15 protein-coding genes are annotated in these 20,112 nt (G+C 37.9%); 1 reads left to right on the top strand and 14 read right to left on the bottom strand.

Features of this window, described 5'->3' with window-relative positions:
* Positions 1–277: 277 nt before the first annotated feature.
* The 10 genes from KHA95_RS12515 to KHA95_RS12470 all read right to left on the bottom strand — a co-directional run bounded on the left by KHA95_RS12515 (position 278) and on the right by KHA95_RS12470 (position 12,115).
* A complete protein-coding gene (locus KHA95_RS12515; RefSeq protein WP_213137841.1) occupies positions 278–1,288 on the bottom strand; it encodes a zinc-dependent alcohol dehydrogenase in 1,011 nt (336 codons plus the stop codon).
* 80 nt (positions 1,289–1,368) lie between these two features.
* On the bottom strand, positions 1,369–2,394 hold the full coding sequence (locus KHA95_RS12510; RefSeq protein ID WP_213137840.1) for a Gfo/Idh/MocA family oxidoreductase: 1,026 nt from the start codon (positions 2,392–2,394) through the stop codon (positions 1,369–1,371).
* 103 nt (positions 2,395–2,497) lie between these two features.
* Entirely contained in the window at positions 2,498–3,436 is a 939-nt protein-coding gene (gene iolE / locus KHA95_RS12505) for a myo-inosose-2 dehydratase (RefSeq protein ID WP_213137839.1), read from the bottom strand.
* Positions 3,437–3,564: 128 nt separating this feature from the next.
* The gene (gene iolB / locus KHA95_RS12500; RefSeq protein WP_213137838.1) at positions 3,565–4,389 is read right to left on the bottom strand and encodes a 5-deoxy-glucuronate isomerase; all 825 of its coding nucleotides are present in this window, start codon (positions 4,387–4,389) and stop codon (positions 3,565–3,567) included.
* 16 nt (positions 4,390–4,405) lie between these two features.
* Entirely contained in the window at positions 4,406–6,271 is a 1,866-nt protein-coding gene (gene iolD / locus KHA95_RS12495) for a 3D-(3,5/4)-trihydroxycyclohexane-1,2-dione acylhydrolase (decyclizing) (RefSeq protein ID WP_213137837.1), read from the bottom strand.
* A 23-nt stretch (positions 6,272–6,294) separates the two neighbouring features.
* Positions 6,295–7,296, bottom strand: a complete 1,002-nt coding sequence (iolG, locus tag KHA95_RS12490; protein WP_213137836.1) for an inositol 2-dehydrogenase — start codon at positions 7,294–7,296, stop codon at positions 6,295–6,297.
* Between the two features lie 255 nt (positions 7,297–7,551).
* Complete coding sequence (locus KHA95_RS12485) at positions 7,552–8,610, bottom strand: LacI family DNA-binding transcriptional regulator (RefSeq protein WP_213137835.1); 1,059 nt, start codon at positions 8,608–8,610, stop codon at positions 7,552–7,554.
* Positions 8,611–8,745: 135 nt separating this feature from the next.
* On the bottom strand, positions 8,746–9,780 hold the full coding sequence (locus tag KHA95_RS12480; protein WP_213137834.1) for a zinc-dependent alcohol dehydrogenase: 1,035 nt from the start codon (positions 9,778–9,780) through the stop codon (positions 8,746–8,748).
* 287 nt (positions 9,781–10,067) lie between these two features.
* Entirely contained in the window at positions 10,068–10,973 is a 906-nt protein-coding gene (locus KHA95_RS12475) for a sugar phosphate isomerase/epimerase family protein (RefSeq protein WP_213137833.1), read from the bottom strand.
* The gene (locus tag KHA95_RS12470) at positions 10,970–12,115 is read right to left on the bottom strand and encodes a Gfo/Idh/MocA family protein (protein WP_249316854.1); all 1,146 of its coding nucleotides are present in this window, start codon (positions 12,113–12,115) and stop codon (positions 10,970–10,972) included. The genes KHA95_RS12475 and KHA95_RS12470 overlap by 4 nt, the downstream gene beginning before the upstream one ends.
* Before the next feature lie 176 nt (positions 12,116–12,291).
* On the opposite strand from KHA95_RS12470, the gene KHA95_RS12465 reads away from it, so the two are divergent.
* Complete coding sequence (locus tag KHA95_RS12465; RefSeq protein WP_213137831.1) at positions 12,292–13,122, top strand: AraC family transcriptional regulator; 831 nt, start codon at positions 12,292–12,294, stop codon at positions 13,120–13,122.
* Between the two features lie 57 nt (positions 13,123–13,179).
* Here the strand turns inward: KHA95_RS12465 and KHA95_RS12460 are convergent, their stop codons facing one another.
* The 4 genes from KHA95_RS12460 to KHA95_RS12445 all read right to left on the bottom strand — a co-directional run bounded on the left by KHA95_RS12460 (position 13,180) and on the right by KHA95_RS12445 (position 20,110).
* Complete coding sequence (locus KHA95_RS12460; RefSeq protein ID WP_213137830.1) at positions 13,180–13,404, bottom strand: helix-turn-helix domain-containing protein; 225 nt, start codon at positions 13,402–13,404, stop codon at positions 13,180–13,182.
* 552 nt (positions 13,405–13,956) lie between these two features.
* Positions 13,957–15,156 (bottom strand): MFS transporter, encoded by a 1,200-nt coding sequence (locus KHA95_RS12455; protein WP_213137829.1) that lies wholly within the window; start codon positions 15,154–15,156, stop codon positions 13,957–13,959.
* Positions 15,157–15,160: 4 nt separating this feature from the next.
* Positions 15,161–17,677 carry a DNRLRE domain-containing protein gene (locus tag KHA95_RS12450; RefSeq protein ID WP_213137828.1) on the bottom strand — a complete coding sequence of 839 codons (2,517 nt, stop codon included), beginning with the start codon at positions 17,675–17,677 and terminating at the stop codon, positions 15,161–15,163.
* 120 nt (positions 17,678–17,797) lie between these two features.
* Positions 17,798–20,110 carry a DUF4962 domain-containing protein gene (locus KHA95_RS12445; protein ID WP_213137827.1) on the bottom strand — a complete coding sequence of 771 codons (2,313 nt, stop codon included), beginning with the start codon at positions 20,108–20,110 and terminating at the stop codon, positions 17,798–17,800.
* Between the last annotated feature and the right edge of the window lie 2 nt (positions 20,111–20,112).

Here is a 20,112-nt window from a genome sequence, read left to right as displayed (position 1 = left end):
TTCCTCCAACTTTAAGTAAAATCGCTTGTCCACTTTTCCAGCCTATAACAAGTATTAGGTTTTGCATTAATGTTTACTTGTTTTTCCTCCCCCTTATTCACACTTACTCAAGCTAGGGAGAGCGCTTAACTAACCAACCGCATTGATGAAATAACTTTATGTATCACTTGAGTAAGCGCTTCCTCTATCTGTATCATAACACAAGTTTTTCGGAAAATAAAGATGATTTTAATTATTCTTTCTCTTTTAACTCACTTCGTTTATGTTGAAATTCACTTTAAGGAGATACAATAATTTTTATCGCTTCTCCCTTTCGCATTATTTCAACCCCGTCATTTATTTGCTCTAATGAAATTTTATGTGTAATCAGGTCTTCTAAATTTAATAATCTTGCCTCTAAAATTTTTATTACTTTAGGGAAATCATTTTTTTGAATATAAGTCCCCTTTACATCTATTTCATTTAAAGTAAGATCATATTGTTTGATCGCTGGGTTCGCATGTTCATTCATTCCACATAGTAAAATTTGGCCACCTTTACGAACTAAATCTATCGACTGATTAAATAAAGCTCCTACGCAATCAATTACAACATCTGCTCCAACATTCGTTATTCTTTTAACTATTTCTAACACATCTTCTTTTTCAGGATTAACGATATGCGTAGCTCCAGATTTTTTTGAATAATTTAATCGATAGTCCGATAAATCAACACAAATCATTATACCTGCACCGGCGGCTTTTAGTACTTGAGTAAACAATTGCCCCATTGGACCTGCCCCTAGAATTACAACACTATCACCTGGTTGTACATTTATTTTTTCACTACCATTTATCACACAAGATAACGGTTCGGCGAAAACAGCTATTTCTGGTGGTACTTCCTTCGAGATTCTATATACATTTTTCGAAGGAACTACGCTATAACGTGCCCAGCCACCGTCAAGGTAAATACCAATACTAGAACTATTATTACATAGATTTTGCTCTCCAATTTGGCAATAATAACAGGAACCGCAAGTAGTTGTTGGATCAACAACTACGCGATCACCGATCCTTACATTTGTAACGTCCGATCCAATCTCAACAATTTCACCGACATATTCATGCCCTTGGATAATTCCTGGTGTCGCTGGATGCCCTGGTGGGTCCGATAAAATATGAACATCCGTTCCGCAAATACTTGCGACCTCCACTTTAATTTTTACATCTAGGGATGAAGAAATCTCTGGTATTTCCTGGTCTTGTAAAGCTAACTTGCCCCGCTTCTCAAATACAGCTGCTAACATATTGATTCCTCCTCGTTCGTTTTACGAGATATTATTGTATAAAATCGATATGTCTGTTAACGTTATATTTTTCCTGTATATTAAACCCTTTCCGCTAGTTTTAAATGAACGGTTTGCCCTGTTTTATATGATTTCGTTGCTGCCGTAGCAATTTCAAGAGCTACCTTTCCATCTATTGCTGTACATACTGGTTGTTGACCTTTTTGTAAACAATCAATAAAATGAACCATTTCCAATAAATAGGCATCATTAAATCTGCTCGGGAAATCTTGAATTAAATCGTGGGAACTCCCATTTTTCGTAAATATATTCACATCGTTATTCCGCATCGACCCAATTTGAATCGCTCCCTCCGTTCCAACAACTTCTCCGCGAATATCGTATGCGTATGGAGCAACGCGCATCGTTTCGATGTCTCCTGAAGCTCCTGAATCAAAAGTTAAGTATGATAGCCCTTGGTCGACATCCTGATATTTTTTCATAAATTGGTTTGAATCTAGTAAAATATTTCCGTTTGAAGTAATCGAGCTAACTTCCTGGTTCATCAAGTAACGAGCAATATCATAATCATGAATAGCAATATCTAGGAAAATTCCTCCGCTATGTTTAATAAACTCCTCATGCGGGACGTTTCCATCTCTACTAACGCCTTTAAAATAAAGTGGTGTTCCGATATCTCCAGCGTCAATTCTTTTTTTCGCCTCTGCATAGGCTGGATCAAATCTTCTCATAAACCCTACTTGGCAAATCGTTTTCTGTTTTTCAATGACTTCAATGACTTCATCTGCTTCATCTAACTCTTGAGTAAGTGGTTTTTCAACAAAAACTTGCTTTCCATTCTCGGCAGCTCGTATAATCATCTCTGCGTGTGTGCTTGTGGGTGTAACGATTACAATAGCATCAATTGTATCGTCAAAAAAAGCATCATCTGGATTTTGCGACCAATTCTTTATTCCTAGTTCCCTCGCCACTTCTTCTGCTCTACCTGCAAGGGGATCAATTACGCAAACCAGCTCGGCACCTTTAATTTTCGTCGCCAGGTTTTCAGCATGCCAATATCCTAATCTTCCTAGCCCTAAAACTGCACAGCGAATAACTTCTTTCATCAACTGTCAACTCCTTATCAATTAAGTAAACGCTTAATATATCCTTGTTTAAAATTAAGTTACTTTTACATTTAGGTTGGAATCCTTTCTATAAAATTCTTCTTTATTTAACGCCTTCCAAATTATTTTTTTGAATTTGTTGGATAAGTTCCCCAATATATTGTTTTGATTTTTTTGCATATTCATAGGGATTACATATTAATGGATCCTGCTCTCCTTCTATTAAAGCCCAATCTTTATATCCTTTTTCAATTAATATGTTAAAAACACCAGAAAAGTCGAGACATCCGTCTCCTGGAACTGTGAAAAGACCACTTCTAATACATTGTCTAATGCTGTATTTTTCCTCTCTAGCTTTGTCCAACACTTCTTGTCTCACATCTTTTAAATGTACATATTTAACACGATCATAATATTTTTCTAATAGCTGAACAGGATCATTTCCACCGTAATAACCGTGTCCAGTATCATATAATAGAGAAACTAAATGAGGATCACTCATTTCCATTAAACGGTCGATTTCCTCAGGTTGTTCCACGACAGTACCAGCATGATGGTGATACACTAAGTGCATTCCGTTTTCACGGCAAATTTCTCCCGCTTTATTCAAGCCTTCTACCATGTATTTCCATCCATCATCATCAAGCCGCTGAACATCCGTTTCGTCCTGTCCACGCCGAGGATCTTGATTAAGCATCGATCCACCAATTTCAGCAGTACTAACGACTTTACAACCAAATTTTTTTAAGAACTCTACATGTTTACGATAGGCTCTCAATTCACTTTCATGTCTATTCGGATCAGAAAAAAAGACAGATTTCCATTGGGTTGTTAACTGAAGTCCATAACGGGTAAGTGCCTTTTGCAACTCCACAGGATCTTCCGGAAATTTCCTACTAATTTCCGTACCTTTAAACAGTAATGATGAAATTTCTTCCATTACCTGCTCATATGTGTAAAATTCCCCGTGCTCCAATACATCTTCTCCTACCCAGTTAATTGGATGAATGCCTAGATTAAACGGAAGATTGAACGATGACATTTATATCCCTCCTATAATAGGTTTTTTCTTGCTTTAAGAAAGCACGTAGATGTTCACAAAGTCATGAAATGGACTTTGTGAACCTTCTTCATTTCGCTCTTCGTCTTTATGCACCCGTATATGATTGATCACTTCATTAACCATTCATGATCTTTGTCGTTTGTAAACTGCCATTTTCTGATTGGCCCTGCCATTACATTTAAATAGTATAAATCGTATCCTGGTGGAGCTGAAACCGGGTGATATCCTTCCGGCACAAGAACAACTTGCCCATCCTTTACAACAATCGTTTCATCCAATGAACGGTCGTCATTATATACACGTTGGATAGCAAAGCCCCGATCTGCCGGATTAATTTTATGATAATACGTTTCTTCCAAATACGTTTCATGCGGCAAATTATCTTGATCATGTTTATGAGGTGGAAAGCTTGACCAGTTTCCTTGTGGTGTAAATACTTCAATGACAAATAGACTATCTGCATGCTTGTTCTCCGGTAGAATATTGTGAATTTCTCGCTGCATGCTCCCCGATCCACGATTAGCGACCTCAACATCTTCAGGGCTAATCAGTCTCGCTTCATATGTACCTTTTCCAGGGGCAGTGCATACTGCGATTTCTAAATGAGTAAGCGCTTCTATTTTTATGGCATCATCGTTAGGAATATAGACAGTGTAAGCAGGTGTTTTTTCAAACACACTCATTCTTTTACCAATTTGATTCAAAGATTGAAGTTTAGTCGTCGCATTTGCAAGACCCGAAAGCAGCACAACTGCCATTTCCTGATCATGTGTTTCTTTTTCAAATACTTGCCCTTCTTTCAGCTGATACACTTCAAAGCCAACGTATTTCCAATTAGCGGATTCTGGAGTGATTCGTAAAATATTCCCATCTTGTTCAGGTTGCTCTTTTGACGGTACGACTAATTTCGATGATTCTAGTAGTTTTGACATGTTCTTTTCCTCCTCATTAATATTTTCTTGCTTCTTCTGCCTTCGCTTCCATATCTCTATGTGCTCGTTGTACCTTTTCACTGTTTGAGACTTCTGGCACTCCTAAGCGCCACCATGATTCATATCCAGTTGTACATGTTCCCGGCAACACTTTAATATCTATCAATGTAGATACTGTTTCGTTTTTCGCATTTTCTAGTGCCCCTTTTAATTCATCAAGTGTGCGAACGGAGTACCCTTTGGCTCCTAAACTTCTTGCATTTGCAGCAAAATCTATTTGTAGATATTCTCCTGTTAGTCGATTATCTTCCTCAGAACGATAACGGAACTCATTCCCGAATCCATCGCTTCCTTGGCCGACTTGTAAGTTATGAATGCATTGATACCCATTATTATCAAGCAGTAAAATCGTAATTTTCTTCTTTTCCTGTAAACTTGTCACAAGTTCTGAATGCATCATTAAATAGCTTCCATCCCCAACAAGCGCATATACTTCCTGATCTTGCTCCGCCATTTTTATTCCTAATGCCCCAGCTACTTCATATCCCATACATGAAAACCCATATTCCATATGATATGTTTTCGGTTCTGTCGTTCTCCAAAGGCGATGCAAATCTCCCGGCATACTTCCGGCAGCACAAACAATAATATCTTTTTCATCAATGAATTGATTAATCTCACCAAGTACGCGCGTCTGTGATAATCCATTATCACGTATATCTGCATATAGTCTATCCACTTCTTGATTCCAGTTTTCTTTCAACTCTTGTAATCTGCTAATTTCATGACGACTTTGATAGTCTTTAGCTTGCAGTTCATTCGTCAATAGTTGTAAAGCCGTTTTTGCATCTGCTACTAGCATTTGTGAATCTAGCTTCATCGCATCGAAAGGGCTTACATTTATATTTAGAAATTCAACCTCTGGATTTGCAAATGCTGTCTTTGAAGAAGTAGAGAAATCGGATAACCTTGTCCCGATGGCTATAACAAGATCCGCTTCTTTTGCTAGAATATTAGAAGCCTCTGACCCGGTTGCCCCGATACTCCCCATATTCATTTCATGCTTCCAAGATAGTGCACTTTTTCCTGCCTGCGTTTCCCCAACAGGAATATTAAATGTTTCTGCAAAGGTAGCTAGTTCTTCTGTTGCAAATGAATAGTGGGCACCTCCACCTGCAATGATAATTGGATTTTTCTTTCTAGAAATCAGTTCAACTGCCCGTTGTACAGCTTCTATTGATGGTGTTCTTCGCTCAATATAATGAACACGTTTTTTGAAAAATTCTTCTGGATAATCATAAGCTTCAGCTTGTACATCTTGTGGTAGAGCTAACGTCACCGCTCCAGTTTCAACTGGATCAGTCAAGACACGCATGGCATTGATCGCTGCAGTCATTAACTGTTCTGGTCTTGAAATTCGATCCCAATATTTGCTCACTGGCTTAAATGCATCATTCGCTGATATCGTATAATCTGCTGGATCTTCTACTTGCTGTAACACCGGGTCTGGCTGGCGGCTTGCAAAGATATCACCAGGTAACAAGAGTACAGGGATTCGATTGACCGTTGCAGTTGCTGCTGCAGTCACCATATTTAATGCACCAGGTCCGACTGATGAAGTACAAGCATAGATTTCTAATCTGTTTTTTTGCTTTGCATAAGCAGCTGCGGTATGAACCATCCCTTGCTCATTCTTACCTTGCAAATAGACAAGGTCTCCTGCCGCATGTTCTAAAGCCTCTCCCATCCCTGTGACATTCCCATGTCCGAAGATTCCAAATACTCCTTTTACAAATTTTCTTTCCTCTCCATCAAAATGAACATATTGTTTGTCCAAAAATTTTAAAAGCGCTTGTGCCATCGTTAAACGAATTGTTTTCATCGATTATTCTCCCTCCACAAATATTATAGAAAAACAACTTCATTCTTTTTAAATGAACGATCAGCCGCAACAGCTACTTCTAAGGAAGCTTTGCCATCATGTTCATCTACAAGCGGTCTCCTGCCCTTTTGAATACAGTCGATAAAATCCTCTAACTCAAGTAAAAATGAATCTTGGAATCTAATCGGAAAGCTCGGAACATTATCATGGTAGCTTTTATTTTTCGTTAAAATGATATTGTTATGGTATTGAAGTGAGCCAATTTGAATGGCTCCCTCAGTTCCTACTACTTCTCCACGAATATCGTAACCAAACGAGGAATTCCGACTTCCTTCAACGTCAGCAGCTGCACCGTTTTTAAAAGTAAGGAAAGTCATTGATTGATCGACATCTCCATATTTTTTCATAAATGGATGTACTTGCACTTCACCAAACGCTTGAACTGATTTCACCTCATCTCCAATAAGAAAACGAGCAATGTCAAATTCGTGAATACACATATCAATGAAAATACCGCCGCTATATTTAATAAAATCTTCTGGAGGTGAACCAGGATCACGGCTTATCCCTTTATAATAAAGAGGTTTTCCAATATCCCCTTGCATAATTCTTTTTTTCGCCTCCGCATAGGCTGGGTCAAAGCGTCTCATAAATCCAACCTGGCAATATACGTTATTTTCAGCAATCTCCTTAATCACTTCATCAGCTTGTTCAACTGTTTCAGTTAGTGGCTTATCAACAAAGATATGCTTTTTACTTCTAGCTGCTTGGATAATTAATTCTGCATGAGTCGTTGTTGGACTAACAATAATGACGGCATCAATGGAAGTATCATTAAATACGTCTTGCGGATTATCTGTCCAGTTTTTTACTCCTAACTCGCGAGCAGCCTTTTCTGCACTTTCCTTTCTTGAAGCAACGATTGTTACAACTTCTGCATTTGGAATGCGAGTCGCTGCATTCGTTGCATGAACAAATCCAAGTCTTCCTACACCAAATACAGCACAACGAACTTTTTTGTTCATACCATCATACCTTTCTCCATGGCGTTATCAGTTACAAAAATCTATTACATACAAACGTAAATAAAGCGCTTACCTAAGTAGTTCTCTGAACAAAACAAACAATGATATACTATGTTTTATTTTTGAACAACAAGTTAAGCGCTTACCTAAAAGAAGGCACTTTAGTAAAGCTGTCTTCCTTACACACTTTTCATTTTATTTTAACTTGTGTGAAAAATCAATACTTTTATAAGTAGTTTTATTAATTACTTCCATTTATTTACTACTGCATTTTGCAACATCATTTTGTTTTAAATGAACCGCTGATTCCCTTATGACCAAAGACGGAAGAAGCGTCATTCGTACTTTCTCTTTTCGTTCCCCTTTTATCATAGAAACCATTAAATTCATTACTTCAGTCCCCATATTTTGGATTGGTTGGGCGATGGTTGTTAAAGGGGGTTCTACAATCGTTGCAATAAGCGTATTATCAAAACCTACAACCGAAAGTTGTTCTGGTACATTTAATCCATATTCCTTCGCTGCTTGAATCGCGCCAATTGCCAACAAATCGTTACAAGCAAAAATAGCAGTTGGTCTATTTTGTTGAAGTAAATACTTATTCATAATCTCTTTCGCAGCTTTCACATGATCGATCCCTTTTCCCGCTTTCATATCACTAATATCTTTAATAAGTTCAAAGTAATCAATGAATGTTAGATTATTTTCCGCTAATGCCTGTTTAAAGCCACGAATTCTTTCCCTATTGCTCCAAACATCACGACCTATTACACCAATCGTTGTATGACCTAGTTCAATGAGGTGAGAGGCTGCTAAATATCCCCCCATAAAATCATCCAAAGCGACAGCATTAATGGAAAACATCGGAAAATCACGAGCAACGATCGCTACTGGTATCTCTTGTTGCATTAATTCTTTTACTTTATCTAAATTTTCAAATCCAGAAGCAAGAATAAAACCATCAACGCTTTTTTGTTTTAAAAGGCTTAAGTATTTATTTTCCTTATCCATTTGATAATCGGTGCTGCAAATGACAAGATTATATCCCAACTCATGACCCTTATCTTCAATACTTCTCGCAAGTTCTGAAAAGAATGGGTTAGCCAAATCCGGAATAAGTAATCCAATTGTTTTTGTTTGTTTTCCCATTAATGCAGATGCTAACATATTGGGCTGATAATCGAGTTGTTTCATAACTTCAAGCACTCTTCTTTTCGTTCTTTCACTGATGCGCCCCGTTTTATTAATGACCTTTGAAACAGTTGCAATCGAAACATTCGCTTCTTTTGCCACATCATAAATCGTTACTTTCATTTTTTCTCTCCTCATAAAATAAGTAGCCTTGTAAGTTTACTTAATTCTATATATTCAAACCATTTAATTATACTATTAGAATTAGCGTTTTCACAAATATTACTTATTTATTTATGCATTTCCTATCTTTGGAGCTTACTCGCCATTAGGAATAAACAGTACCTTGTATGCTTGTTTATTATCAACCATATCAATTGCTTCTTGCCATTGATCCAAAGTAAATTTTGTAGAAATTAATGGAGCTACGTTGACCTGTTTATTTTCTAACAATCTAAGCGCCCTTTCCCAAGAGGTTGGTTCTGATGCAAAGCCATTTGTTATATTAATCTCTTTTGTTAGAGCTAAGTCCATATCAAACATGATGTTTTTTCCATATAACCCAACCTGGATATATAATCCTGTCTTTTTCAACAATTTTAAACAATTATGAGCAGATGCTTCCACTCCAGCACATTCGAATGCAACATCTACGCCCGAGCCGCCGGTGATTTCAGTGATTTTTTGTTCCACGTCCTCTTCATCAATAACAATCGTTGTAAAAGCGCCTAACTCTGCGGCCAGGTGCAACCTTTCACGATCCGCGGAAGTACCAATGACAATTACATTTCCTCCATTCGCTTTTGCAACTTGCATAGTAAGTAAACCAATCGTCCCCGGTCCTGAAATAAGCACATAGTCTCCCGCTTTTACTGATCCTCTTTCGATAACACAACGAACCATACAAGCCAAAGGCTCAGTCAATGCAGCTTCTTCTAGTGTTACATTAGAGGGAATTTTATATGCAATTTCTTCTGGTATTACCATGAACTGTGCGAATGCACCATTTACGCCGGAACCTATTGATAATCGCTCATCACATAACATAAATAATCCAGATCTACAATACTCACAATCTTTGCATGTAACAGCGGCAGTTAACGAAACAACTCTATCACCAATTTGGAATTCAGTTACTTCAGAACCTACTTCCATTACCGTTCCCGCATATTCATGCCCCATCACAACAGGATAGTTGCATGGATATTCATCTTTAATAATATGCATATCTGTCCCACAAATGCCCGCAGCATGAATTTTCACTTTTATTTCCTTACTTTTTATCTGCGGTTCTTCTATTTCTAATAATTTTACTCCGTCTAAACCTGGTTTCACCTTTGTTAACGTTTTCATCTAACTCCTCCTATTTTAGTAGACTAACCCTCTAAAAGGTTAGCGCTTACTCACTTAGTGTAATGCTAGATAATATCATATTACCATCAAAATTTTAAAGCGTCTATTAGATTCTGAATTTACGGTCAATTATCTCCCTAATTACTTGATTAGTTATAAATTCACTCCAGCGAAGATTCATCAGCTCCACTTTATAACAAAAGTATTACCGCGGGAAAGATTAAGAGAAAAAATATTCCCTACCAATAATCCTTTAGATATCAAGGTAGGGAACTATAACTTTTGATTTATATTTTTAAGTCCATCGTATTTTGTACCATCCCGATTTTTACTAAATACTCTCTTGTTCGTTTAGCTATCGGAAAAGGCTTATCAAATGGAGCTGGATACATATCTTGCTCAACAATTGCCCAACCATTAAAATTTACGTCGCGCAAAACTTCCGTCAGTTCAACCATATTTACCACACCGAACTTAGGCTCACACATGATATCTTCACTCACAGCTTTAGCTAATGACCATTGTTCCTCTTTCATTCTTTCTCTTATCCTTAAATCACAGTTTTTTATATGAAGATACGAAATCCGTTGATGATATTTTTGCATAAATGCAACAGGATCACCACCAGCATATGCATGATGCCCTGTATCAAGACAGAGTTGTACATCTGTATTCTTTAATAATCGCTCAATTTGTTCTTCTGTTTCGACATGGGTTTCTGCATGTGGATGAAATACTACTTCAAGACCGTACTGTGATTTTGCATAATTTTTGATTAGATTAATATTTTGAATGAGCTTATCCCATTCAGAATCATTTAATATTCTTGGCCTAATTTGTTTACCAGTAAAAAGATCCGTATAGCAATCATCGATTAAAACAACATACTTAGCGCTTGGAAATTTTAATTGTAAGTGCGCCATATCGTCTAATAATGCTAGCATTTCTTCTGTTTTTCTGTCAGAGGTTAAATCGCCCATAAGTGTTGTTGCTGTCAGTTGAAGATTTCTCTTTTCCAGTTCCTCTTTTAGTCGCTTGAATTCATTGGGAAGATAGCCCCATGGGCCAAGCTCAACGCCTTCATATCCTGCATTTTCCATCTCATTTAAACAGCGTTCCCAAGGTATTTGTTTTTCGTTTTTAGGAAACCATATTCCCCATGAGTTTGGAGCAGTACCAAGCTTAATATTCATACGATTGCCTCTTCCTTCTTATTTACATTAATCCATTGTTGCTCAGCTGCTGATGTTAAAATTGCACTCACAGTTTGGTCAACACGAGCGCCGAATTCAAAGTCACAAATATAAGGTGTTCCATTTGCAATTGCTGACAGAAGTTCATGAACCTCTAAGATTTTAATATCATTAAAGCTAATATTGATTCCTGGAGCTGGATTAAATGTACTGTATCCGCGATGGTCTGGTCCAAGATAGACCGTTCTGAATCCTCGATTCATGCTTTCGTCGGATGTGAAATACACATTTACTTCATTCAATCGTTCAAGAGAGTAATGAACAGTGCCTTTCGTACCTTGTATTTCAAAAGCAAGGTAATTCTTCCGTCCGGTTGCTACTCGACTCGTAGATAGCGTACCTATTGCACCATTTTCATAATTTGCTATCACGGTTAAAAAGTCTTCATTTTCAACTTTTTGCATTTCAGTGGAACCTGGTGCGGAAGGTCTTTGTTTAATGAATGTTTTAGTTACAGCGTTTACACTTTCTATATTCCCAAGTAGAAAGTGTGAGACACTTAGAAGATGAGTACCAAGATCACCAAGAACTCCACTTCCCGATAATTTGTTTATATGGCGCCATGTAATTGGTAAGTTAGGATCCAATAACATATCTTGATCATAAGTACCTGAGAACCTCATAATCTCTCCTAATTTTTCTGAGCTTATTAGTTCTTTAATATAATGAGTTGCGGGATTCATGACATTATTAAATCCGACATAATTAACAACACCTTTTTCTTTAGCTAAAACCGCTAATTCTTTTGACTCCTTATAGCTAAGGGTTAATGGTTTTTCACAATAAACATGCTTTCCGTTTTCCAATGCAGCTTTCGCGATTTCATAATGGAATGCATTTGGAGTAGCAATATCAACTACATCTACATTTTTGTCTGTCACAACCGTTCGCCAATCTTTTGTCCATCTTGAAAAACCAAGCTTCTCACATGCTGCTTGTGCTGCTTGTTCACTGACATCTGATACTAGCTCAAATACAGGTTTTCCTGCTTCGGGGCCAAAAGCCATTAAAGCGTTCACAAACGCATTTGTATGAGCCTTCCCCATCCAACCAGCTCCAACAAGTCCAATACGAATTTCCATGTTTTTCCTCCTCATTAAAGAAATATTGCTATTTGATTTTTAGTCTATTACACTGATAATATACAATCATTAAATAAAATTGCTCTTTCTTTTAAGTTTCTTGCTAATCATTTGCTGAAAATTGCTATTTTCCACTTTTATTAGGAATATTGCTATTTTTCTTAAGGAGAGATCTAATGAAAGAAAAAGGGGTTTTACCGAGGTCTAGGATATATTTCCATACATCAAGTATGTTTGCTAAACAATCTCTTTATTATCTTTCCAATGCCGGGTCTTACTTCAGTTCGAATCTTTATGAGACAAAAAGGGATAAATATGAGCAATACTTATTTATCCATGTAAAAAAAGGGACAATGAAAGTCAAGTATGAAGATCAAGAGTTTATCGCTACTGAAAACTCTTTTATCTTTCTTAATTGTTATCATCCTCATTTATACAAGGCTTTGGAAAATACCGTTTTCGACTGGTTTCATTTTTCAGGAAATGCTAGTAAAGAATATTTTGACCTGCTTTTTCATAAAAGCGGATGTGTATATTCATTAGAAAATCATTGGATAATTCCTGAATACATAAGACGTATTTTAACGATGATGGAAAATAATAAAGTAGATGAACATGCTGCTTCCATTATTATTCATAAAATTCTTTATGAGCTAGACAAGCTTTCCAATCAAACAAATGACTCTCGTGAAGAGACTATTATAAGAGCTATTTCATATATCGAAAATAATTATAGTGAAGATATATCATTAACGGCTATTGCAAACGATGTAAAATTAAGTCCTTACCACTTTTCAAGGCTTTTTAAAAAACAAATGAATTGCTCACCGCATCAATACTTAATTAATTACCGGATCAACAATGCGAAAAAACTCTTATATAATACCAAGCTATCTATAAAAGAAATTGCATTTACTTGCGGATTTAATAGTGTTTCCCACTTTACAACAACCTTTAAAAAACATGTCGATGTTTCTCCTAATAAATTCAGAGAAACAATATTTTAATGTAATTCTATAAAATCAACAAAACCGGCCCCCAATAACGGATAGCCGGTTTCGTTTTTACAATTTTAATTCCCCCATGCGTAGTAGTTCCACAACGGCCTGGGATCGTCCCTTGACGCCCAATTTTTGCATGGCGTTCGATATATGGTTTCGAACTGTCTTTTCACTAATAAATAACTCGTTTGCAATGTCTTTCGTCGTTTTATCTTGGACTAACAGTTCGAATACTTCTTTTTCTCTTTTTGTGAGCAGCGGTTTATGTGTGAACTCATTCTCCTTCAACTATTGTAACCCTCCTTGCCTTCGCCAGCTTTAAACCGCGGGGATGGGTATTTTGGTTGTCACCTTATCATATGTGAATGGAATAATGTGAGTGACATTTGCAAGCAAGAAAAATTGAATTAGGCGAAAGTAAGATAAGGTTTGTATGATTTCCCCTCTTCATACAGGACTTGTTTTTTAATTAGTACGTAATTTCAAGCAAAGTATACGTAATTAAATAATATGCTTCCTTGGAAACAGCTGCTACAAAAATTGATATGCCTTCTATACAAAGCAATGTAATAAAACATGAATATCCCAGAGAATTCTGCTCCACCAATTATAGAAAAAATTAAAAACGATGTAATTATACGAACAAGAAATTGGACTTAATTTCTAAAGGAATTACTGCATTAAACAAACGAGCCGGGAACGTTGAAACGAAAAGCATTTTAGAATACCTTGAGTCTAAAATCGGATTCAATATATAATCATCAATAACAAAAAACATAACCAGAATTTTACCAGTGTTACCCTTCTGACTATGTTCATTGTTAATGTATAGTTGGCATTTTATCCACAATTCCTACTTCGTGTAACCCCCCCTCCCTTCTGATACAGAATCATCAAAATTGATGATATAAAACCAATCACCGCAAAACAAACCCACGGAAGAAGCAAATAACCGTTAAGACCTAAATCAAATAAATACCCGCCAAATAAATTTCCAAATAATCCGCCGACCGCAAGTGCTAAGCCGTTAAAGCCGAAAAAGGAAGCGACCAATTCAATTGGCGCGACTTCTGAAATTTGCTTGCTCATCATCGGTTGAACAAACATTTGCCCAAGACTAAAGCAAACAACACCAAAGCTAACAAGCAATACCGTTGGTGACAAACCAATTAATAAAAGACCGCTGGCGATCAATGAACTGCCAACCGCGATTAACAATGGAGCCGAATAATGACGGCTTAACATATTGATCAATGGTACTTGAAATAGAACGACGACAATTGCTCCTGTGCTATAAATAAGCCCAATATTTACATGCTCCATTTCTAACATTTGCAGTTTGACGGGAACGGCAATGTAAAGCTGAGCGGTCAAAAACCAAACACTCATCATAATGAGGCAAAATTGGGTATATCGTTTATTCATTGTGATTAATTTTAAGTTTGCTAGAAATGACATGGATGTCGGCTTTCCGATATAGTTCGGCAATCCAAGCAAGCTGATAAAAAACACGATAAGGAACATGATACCAGCAGCGATGCATACCCATTTAAAATTGATATGTAATAACATTGCGCCGATGACCGGCCCAAAGATAAAGCCAACATTGCTTAACATATCTCGAATCGAATAAACAGTTGCTCGATTTTCTTTCGTTGATATGATCGTATAAAGGGCAAAGCTGGACGGGTGAAAGAAAGCCCCGCCCAGCCCTGAGAGGACTGCTGCAATGAGTAATAATGGAACAGATTCCACAAAGCCAAATAAGATAAATCCGATCGCCCGTATAAATACTCCCCAGCAAATAACCGTCTTATACCCTAGCCGATCAGAAACAAAGCCCCCGGCAAGCATGAGTCCTTGTTGAAAAAAACCGCGTACACCTACGATTATGCCAACGAGTGTCACTGGTAAGATCAAGCCTTCTAATAAATATTTTGCCAGTAACGGGATGAGCATGAAAAAACCGATCGCCATCGTAAATGTATTGATGAATAAAATCCAAAGAGGGGCTGGAATTTGTTTTAAGTTGATCTGCATGTGATTATTTAGCCTTCTCCACGACCAATAATGGCCATCTTCCTGAGCTTGAATCCTCTTTTGAATAAATCGTTACATTTCCATTTTGCCCCTCTTGATCTGCGATAAGAAAACTAACTTTTCCGTTATGCTGCTGGACAAACTCACTAACATCCAAATTAATTGTGACAGGGTCTGAGCTATTGATTTCAATCGTCCCAAGCAAAAAAGCTGTCTCGCCAATTCCTGTTACATTCACTTTATCCAGCTCATGATTTGGCGAATTACTCCAAGTAATCGTTTCCTCATCCCATTGATGATCCATAATTCCAAAGACAGCCAATGTAACAACATCGGTATTACTACCTGTTTTTGCAGTTAATTGTAGCTTTGCATTTTTTATATGGTCATAGTCTTGCAAATCAAATTGCATATATGCGAGCCTTCCCTTCGACCCGTCCGCATTCCGTTTTACATTGAAATATTTATGAAAGTTTTGATCGGGTGCTGCTGCATCGATTAACGCCTGATCTGCGATACCGTAATTACTGTCAGGTCTTTCAATATCAACCAATGCGTCTTTGCTTGGATCGAGTGAAACAGTCAGAAGTTCCTCATCTTCCCCATCGTCTTCGTCATTAATAAGTGAAATAAAATCAACTTCGCGGGAGTTCTTTATTTTATTGTTTTCGATGATGATTCTTTTTCCTGCTTCTATCCTCATTCCATTCGTATTATTCATGACCTTATTATTTTCAACGACGATATCTTCAGGAATTCCGGCACCTTTTCCACCATTATTGCGATCACCAAAATCTTCGGCAATAAGAATGCCCCAAAAACCTGCCCCGCGATTGTTCATAATTTTATTGCCCTTCACAATCGTACGCGGCGCATTGAGCAAGTAAATTCCGCGGGCAACTGCCGGTTCAGTCGTATGCATAATAACATTATCTTCAATTCTCGTATCTGGCGACCCCATTAGTACAGTAATCCCATCACGCGTATTCGTTAAGTTATTATGATGAATATAATTGCCAGCACCAGACGCGGAGTGGCTGTTTGGCGGGGTTCCGCCCGTATTTCCAACACCTATGCCGCCTCTTGGAATATTTTTCACCGTATTATTGCGAATTTCGTTTAAATATTCTCCCTGTCCATGTAAATCAATTGCGTCATGAATGTTGCCATCATATGTGTTGCCATCGACTAAGTTGTTATGGGCAAAATTTTGAATAAGCGTTCCGTGTCTAATATACGGTCCAATGAATTTACTATCTCGTACAATATTAAAATACGTATCATTCGCATGGCCTAAACGATGAATCCCTTGTACGCCTTGAATAGCGACACCATATCCAGCACCGCCTCCGCCAACATCTGTCGCATATTGAAACGTAGAGTTTTGAACGATAATCCGGTTGCTTTTTTCAATTCTTACACCCATTCTTTGAAACTTTTCGACTGTTACATGATCAACCGTAATATGATAAGATGGCTTACTTGCATAGTCAGCTAGAAAAATTCCGTAAGCAGGACCGCCACGTTCCGAATTATTTTGTCCAGGATCATCTGAGTACGTTCTATCGAATGTAGATGTTAAAGTCATATTTGAAATGACGACATCGTGTTTTCCATAGCCGGTAATGATTTTGCTGCTTGGTACGTTTTGAACATCGAAATGTGAAACAAGCTTTACATGTTTTTCACTTTGTCCACGTAAATTGACTCCATCTTTTAAGTATATATGCGATGTACGATCATTGGGCATCGTACTGCGAAGCTGATACACTCCTTTTGGAAAATAAACCTCATCCCCCGGTTCTGCTTCTTCAATTGCCGCAAGAATCGCAGGTAAATCATCGTGCTCCTCATCCTTTGGATTGGCACCGTAATCAAGGACGTTCAATGTTTTTCCTATCACTTTATTTGGTGTATGAGGCTTGTATTTCGTTCCGTCTGGATACACGAGCCCTGGTTCAATAAACGGCTCCGCTTCCGGTTTTGGTCCCGGATGTACAGCTTCTAGTTCTTCAACGATTGGTCCTGCTGGATTTGGTGCATACACGTGAACAGCCGTTAAGCTATTCCAGTCATTACGCGAATTTCCAAGCCCGATAAATTTTACGTATCTTGCCGGTTGATCTTGAAAATCAAACGCTTCAAGATTGACAGAAGCTCCACTGCTCGCTTGATTTTCTAACACTCGATTCCATGTAACACCATCTGCTGACAACTCTAAATCAAAAAATGTTTGCCGAATATCACCACTATGGAAAGCTAGTCCAACATAACCAACTTCCGCCACTTTTCCTAGATCGACAATTAGCCATTGGCCTTCTCCTTGCGCAGACCAACGCGTGCCCAAATCATCATCAATTGTGTTTTCTGGAACATTTCCATCATGCTCGCTTGCTGTTACATCAACGATCTCATATTTAATCGCTGCCTGTTCAGCAGAAGCTCGATCATTTCGATTCGTTAATCCAATACTTCCTAAAATAACTAAAAAACAAGCAAATATTATCGTTATCTTTCTCATCCGGCCATCTCCTTTTCCATTATAAAAAGCCTGCCCGCAAATCGCTTCATTCCTTCGATAAACTGCCATTTTTATCTTGGTGGAAATCGCTCATTCTTGTGGACAGACTTTCTATTTCACTTAGTATGCTTTTGGTACTTCGACTCGGAATGTGTTTCCATCTTCCGTAAAATAACATTGTAAACCATGATCTTGATCATCGATAAAATGTGATACATATTTTGGCTGTGTCTTTTTCATCGGCTGCAGCAATGTGACGATGCGATGGCGCTTCACAGCTTTCGTTTGCGCTTGAATCCGCCAAGGGATTGGTAAATCGCCGATTTCGGACAAATCGACCTCAGGAAAATCTTGATGCCTATCAAGTTGCATTTCTCCACTTGAAGAGTAAATAAATTTCCCTTCTAAGCTTGCTTTTTCCCCTTCAATGACAAACCCTTGGTGCTTTACTTTCGGCTCATAAAGGGAATGGAGCAACCAATCAATTGTTCCTGGCTGTTCAAGATCAACGGTATCAATGATGACGAAGTAAGAACGATTCACAAAATACGTTTCTCTTTGATAATTTTCAATTTCAGGAGAATAATGCTTATATGCCTTCGTAGCATTCGCTCGGATATATACATATTCATCTGTTTCTTCTACTGCTTCGATTTTTCCTTGTGCGTTTTTCGCAATGAACTTATCTTTCTCAGCAAATTGACCTTTACCATTGATGAGAATAGCATTCTTCGAGATTGTCTGCCTTCTCCAACGCATATGCATTGTACTATTAAAGGCGACGTAATATCCGCTATGCATAGCTAACGGATCCCCAAAGGCATGGAGAATAAATGCATTTTGGTCACCATGGCTATGGCTGATTGATCCATAATGACTGCTTTTCGTTAAAAACATAATGTGTTCATTCGGATCATCCATTCGGTTATGAATCGCTACCCAATCGACATCTTTAAACCATTTTACAACCGGCAGATCAGCTGGAGATTTTGCTTCAATTTCAGGGAAATCATGTAAATACATCATTTCGTCGAAATAAAAATCCCACCAGCCCTTATTGTAAAATATATCATGCGGATCTTTATCTAGCTTTTTCGTTTGCTCAAAATACCATTGGTAATATGGATTGCCAGTCACTCCCGCGAACTGACGAATATTGAAACCAACCTTTAAACCTGGACGGTCTCCCAAATTGGATTGGTCACCAAAGCTTGAGCGATATGTTGTCGGAGGATACGTAAATAATGGGAAGTCTCCTGTTTTCTGAAAGAATGGTCTTTTATAAAGATCATAGCCATTAAATTTTTTCACGAGATTAATCGCATCAATAACATAGGCCATTCCTGTCATCCAATAATGCGGACCTTCTGCCCAGCCGCCATCCGCTCCACCCCAAGGTGTGTACAAGGCGTTATAATATTCCAATGTATAATCAAGCCAATCCTTCGCTTTTGGTTCATCTTCCAATAAGGCAATACAGCACGGAACGAGTACGGATGAAAGGGAGCGAACAGCATGGCTATCATATGGGACGTGATGAATTTTCGAACGTTCGATTACATGGTAGGCTACCTGCTCTGTTCGTCTATACAATTTTTGCTTTACTTCTTCACGCTCTTCGTCTGATAAATAATGATAAAGCCAATCATACCCCCATGCAAGCGCACCGGCAATTCGAAATGCTGATTCATCATTATAATCTCGAGCTGTTGTTCCTTCGGTATCCCATGAGCATAAATGCATGAGCCACTCTTTCGCTTTTGCAAGGATAGCTTCATCCTTTAATACAACACCAGCAACACTTAAATGTCGAACGGCATGGAGTGCCTCTTGGCAATCTAAGTACATTTGCCGCCATAAATCAGCAACTCGTTTATTGTTCGGATAAGGAGCAGGTTCTTTCGTAAACGGCAGTTCCATAAACGGTTTTACGGCGTTTTCTAAAAATGCGCTCCATTGACAATAGCTTTCGTCCTCTTCGACCTTGATACGAAATGTTTCCAATTCTTTTGGTGATAACCAAAGGCGCGGACGCTCCATATTGGCTTGATTGTAGCGTGCTTCCCTCGATGGTAATGGAGTTTCCGCTAATTCGTCTGGAACATCAAATCGCCGGACTCGACTCCAATCACTAATCCTTATTTGCATCGTTTCAAAGTCAAGCAATGCATATCTCCAATAGTACGTCCCAGGTAGTAAAACTTGATCAGGTGTAAAAAAATTATAAGGAATTGGCTCAAAACGAATCGTATCTTCATTAAGAAACTTCTCGGAATTAGATATTTCTAGCACATATACTTCTTCATCTAGTTTTGCTGGCATCCAAGTAAATCGTGGTGGATTTTCTATCAATTTTGTCGACTCATCGGGCTTATATGGAACGAATAGTTCCCCACTTTCTGGTTGATATAATCGAATCAAAGTGTCATTCATTG

The organism is Bacillus sp. FJAT-50079, assembly GCF_018343515.1.
Lineage (GTDB): Bacteria > Bacillota > Bacilli > Bacillales > Bacillaceae_C > Lederbergia.
Note: the sequence above shows the minus strand (reverse complement) of the source record. Positions and strands in the feature narration are given on the sequence as shown.

Bases quoted from the DNA above. Each gene is read 5' to 3' on its own strand.
- KHA95_RS12510 (WP_213137840.1), bottom strand. From the start codon at position 2,394: ATGAAAGAAGTTATTCGCTGTGCAGTTTTAGGGCTAGGAAGATTAGGA.
- KHA95_RS12480 (WP_213137834.1), bottom strand. From the start codon at position 9,780: ATGAAAACGTTAACAAAGGTGAAACCAGGTTTAGACGGAGTAAAATTA.
- iolG (WP_213137836.1), bottom strand. From the start codon at position 7,296: ATGAACAAAAAAGTTCGTTGTGCTGTATTTGGTGTAGGAAGACTTGGA.
- KHA95_RS12475 (WP_213137833.1), bottom strand. From the start codon at position 10,973: ATGAATATTAAGCTTGGTACTGCTCCAAACTCATGGGGAATATGGTTT.
- KHA95_RS12465 (WP_213137831.1), top strand. From the start codon at position 12,292: ATGAAAGAAAAAGGGGTTTTACCGAGGTCTAGGATATATTTCCATACA.
- KHA95_RS12470 (WP_249316854.1), bottom strand. From the start codon at position 12,115: ATGGAAATTCGTATTGGACTTGTTGGAGCTGGTTGGATGGGGAAGGCT.
- KHA95_RS12455 (WP_213137829.1), bottom strand. From the start codon at position 15,156: ATGCAGATCAACTTAAAACAAATTCCAGCCCCTCTTTGGATTTTATTC.
- KHA95_RS12485 (WP_213137835.1), bottom strand. From the start codon at position 8,610: ATGAAAGTAACGATTTATGATGTGGCAAAAGAAGCGAATGTTTCGATT.
- iolB (WP_213137838.1), bottom strand. From the start codon at position 4,389: ATGTCAAAACTACTAGAATCATCGAAATTAGTCGTACCGTCAAAAGAG.
- KHA95_RS12450 (WP_213137828.1), bottom strand. From the start codon at position 17,677: ATGAGAAAGATAACGATAATATTTGCTTGTTTTTTAGTTATTTTAGGA.
- KHA95_RS12515 (WP_213137841.1), bottom strand. From the start codon at position 1,288: ATGTTAGCAGCTGTATTTGAGAAGCGGGGCAAGTTAGCTTTACAAGAC.
- KHA95_RS12445 (WP_213137827.1), bottom strand. From the start codon at position 20,110: ATGAATGACACTTTGATTCGATTATATCAACCAGAAAGTGGGGAACTA.
- iolD (WP_213137837.1), bottom strand. From the start codon at position 6,271: ATGAAAACAATTCGTTTAACGATGGCACAAGCGCTTTTAAAATTTTTG.
- iolE (WP_213137839.1), bottom strand. From the start codon at position 3,436: ATGTCATCGTTCAATCTTCCGTTTAATCTAGGCATTCATCCAATTAAC.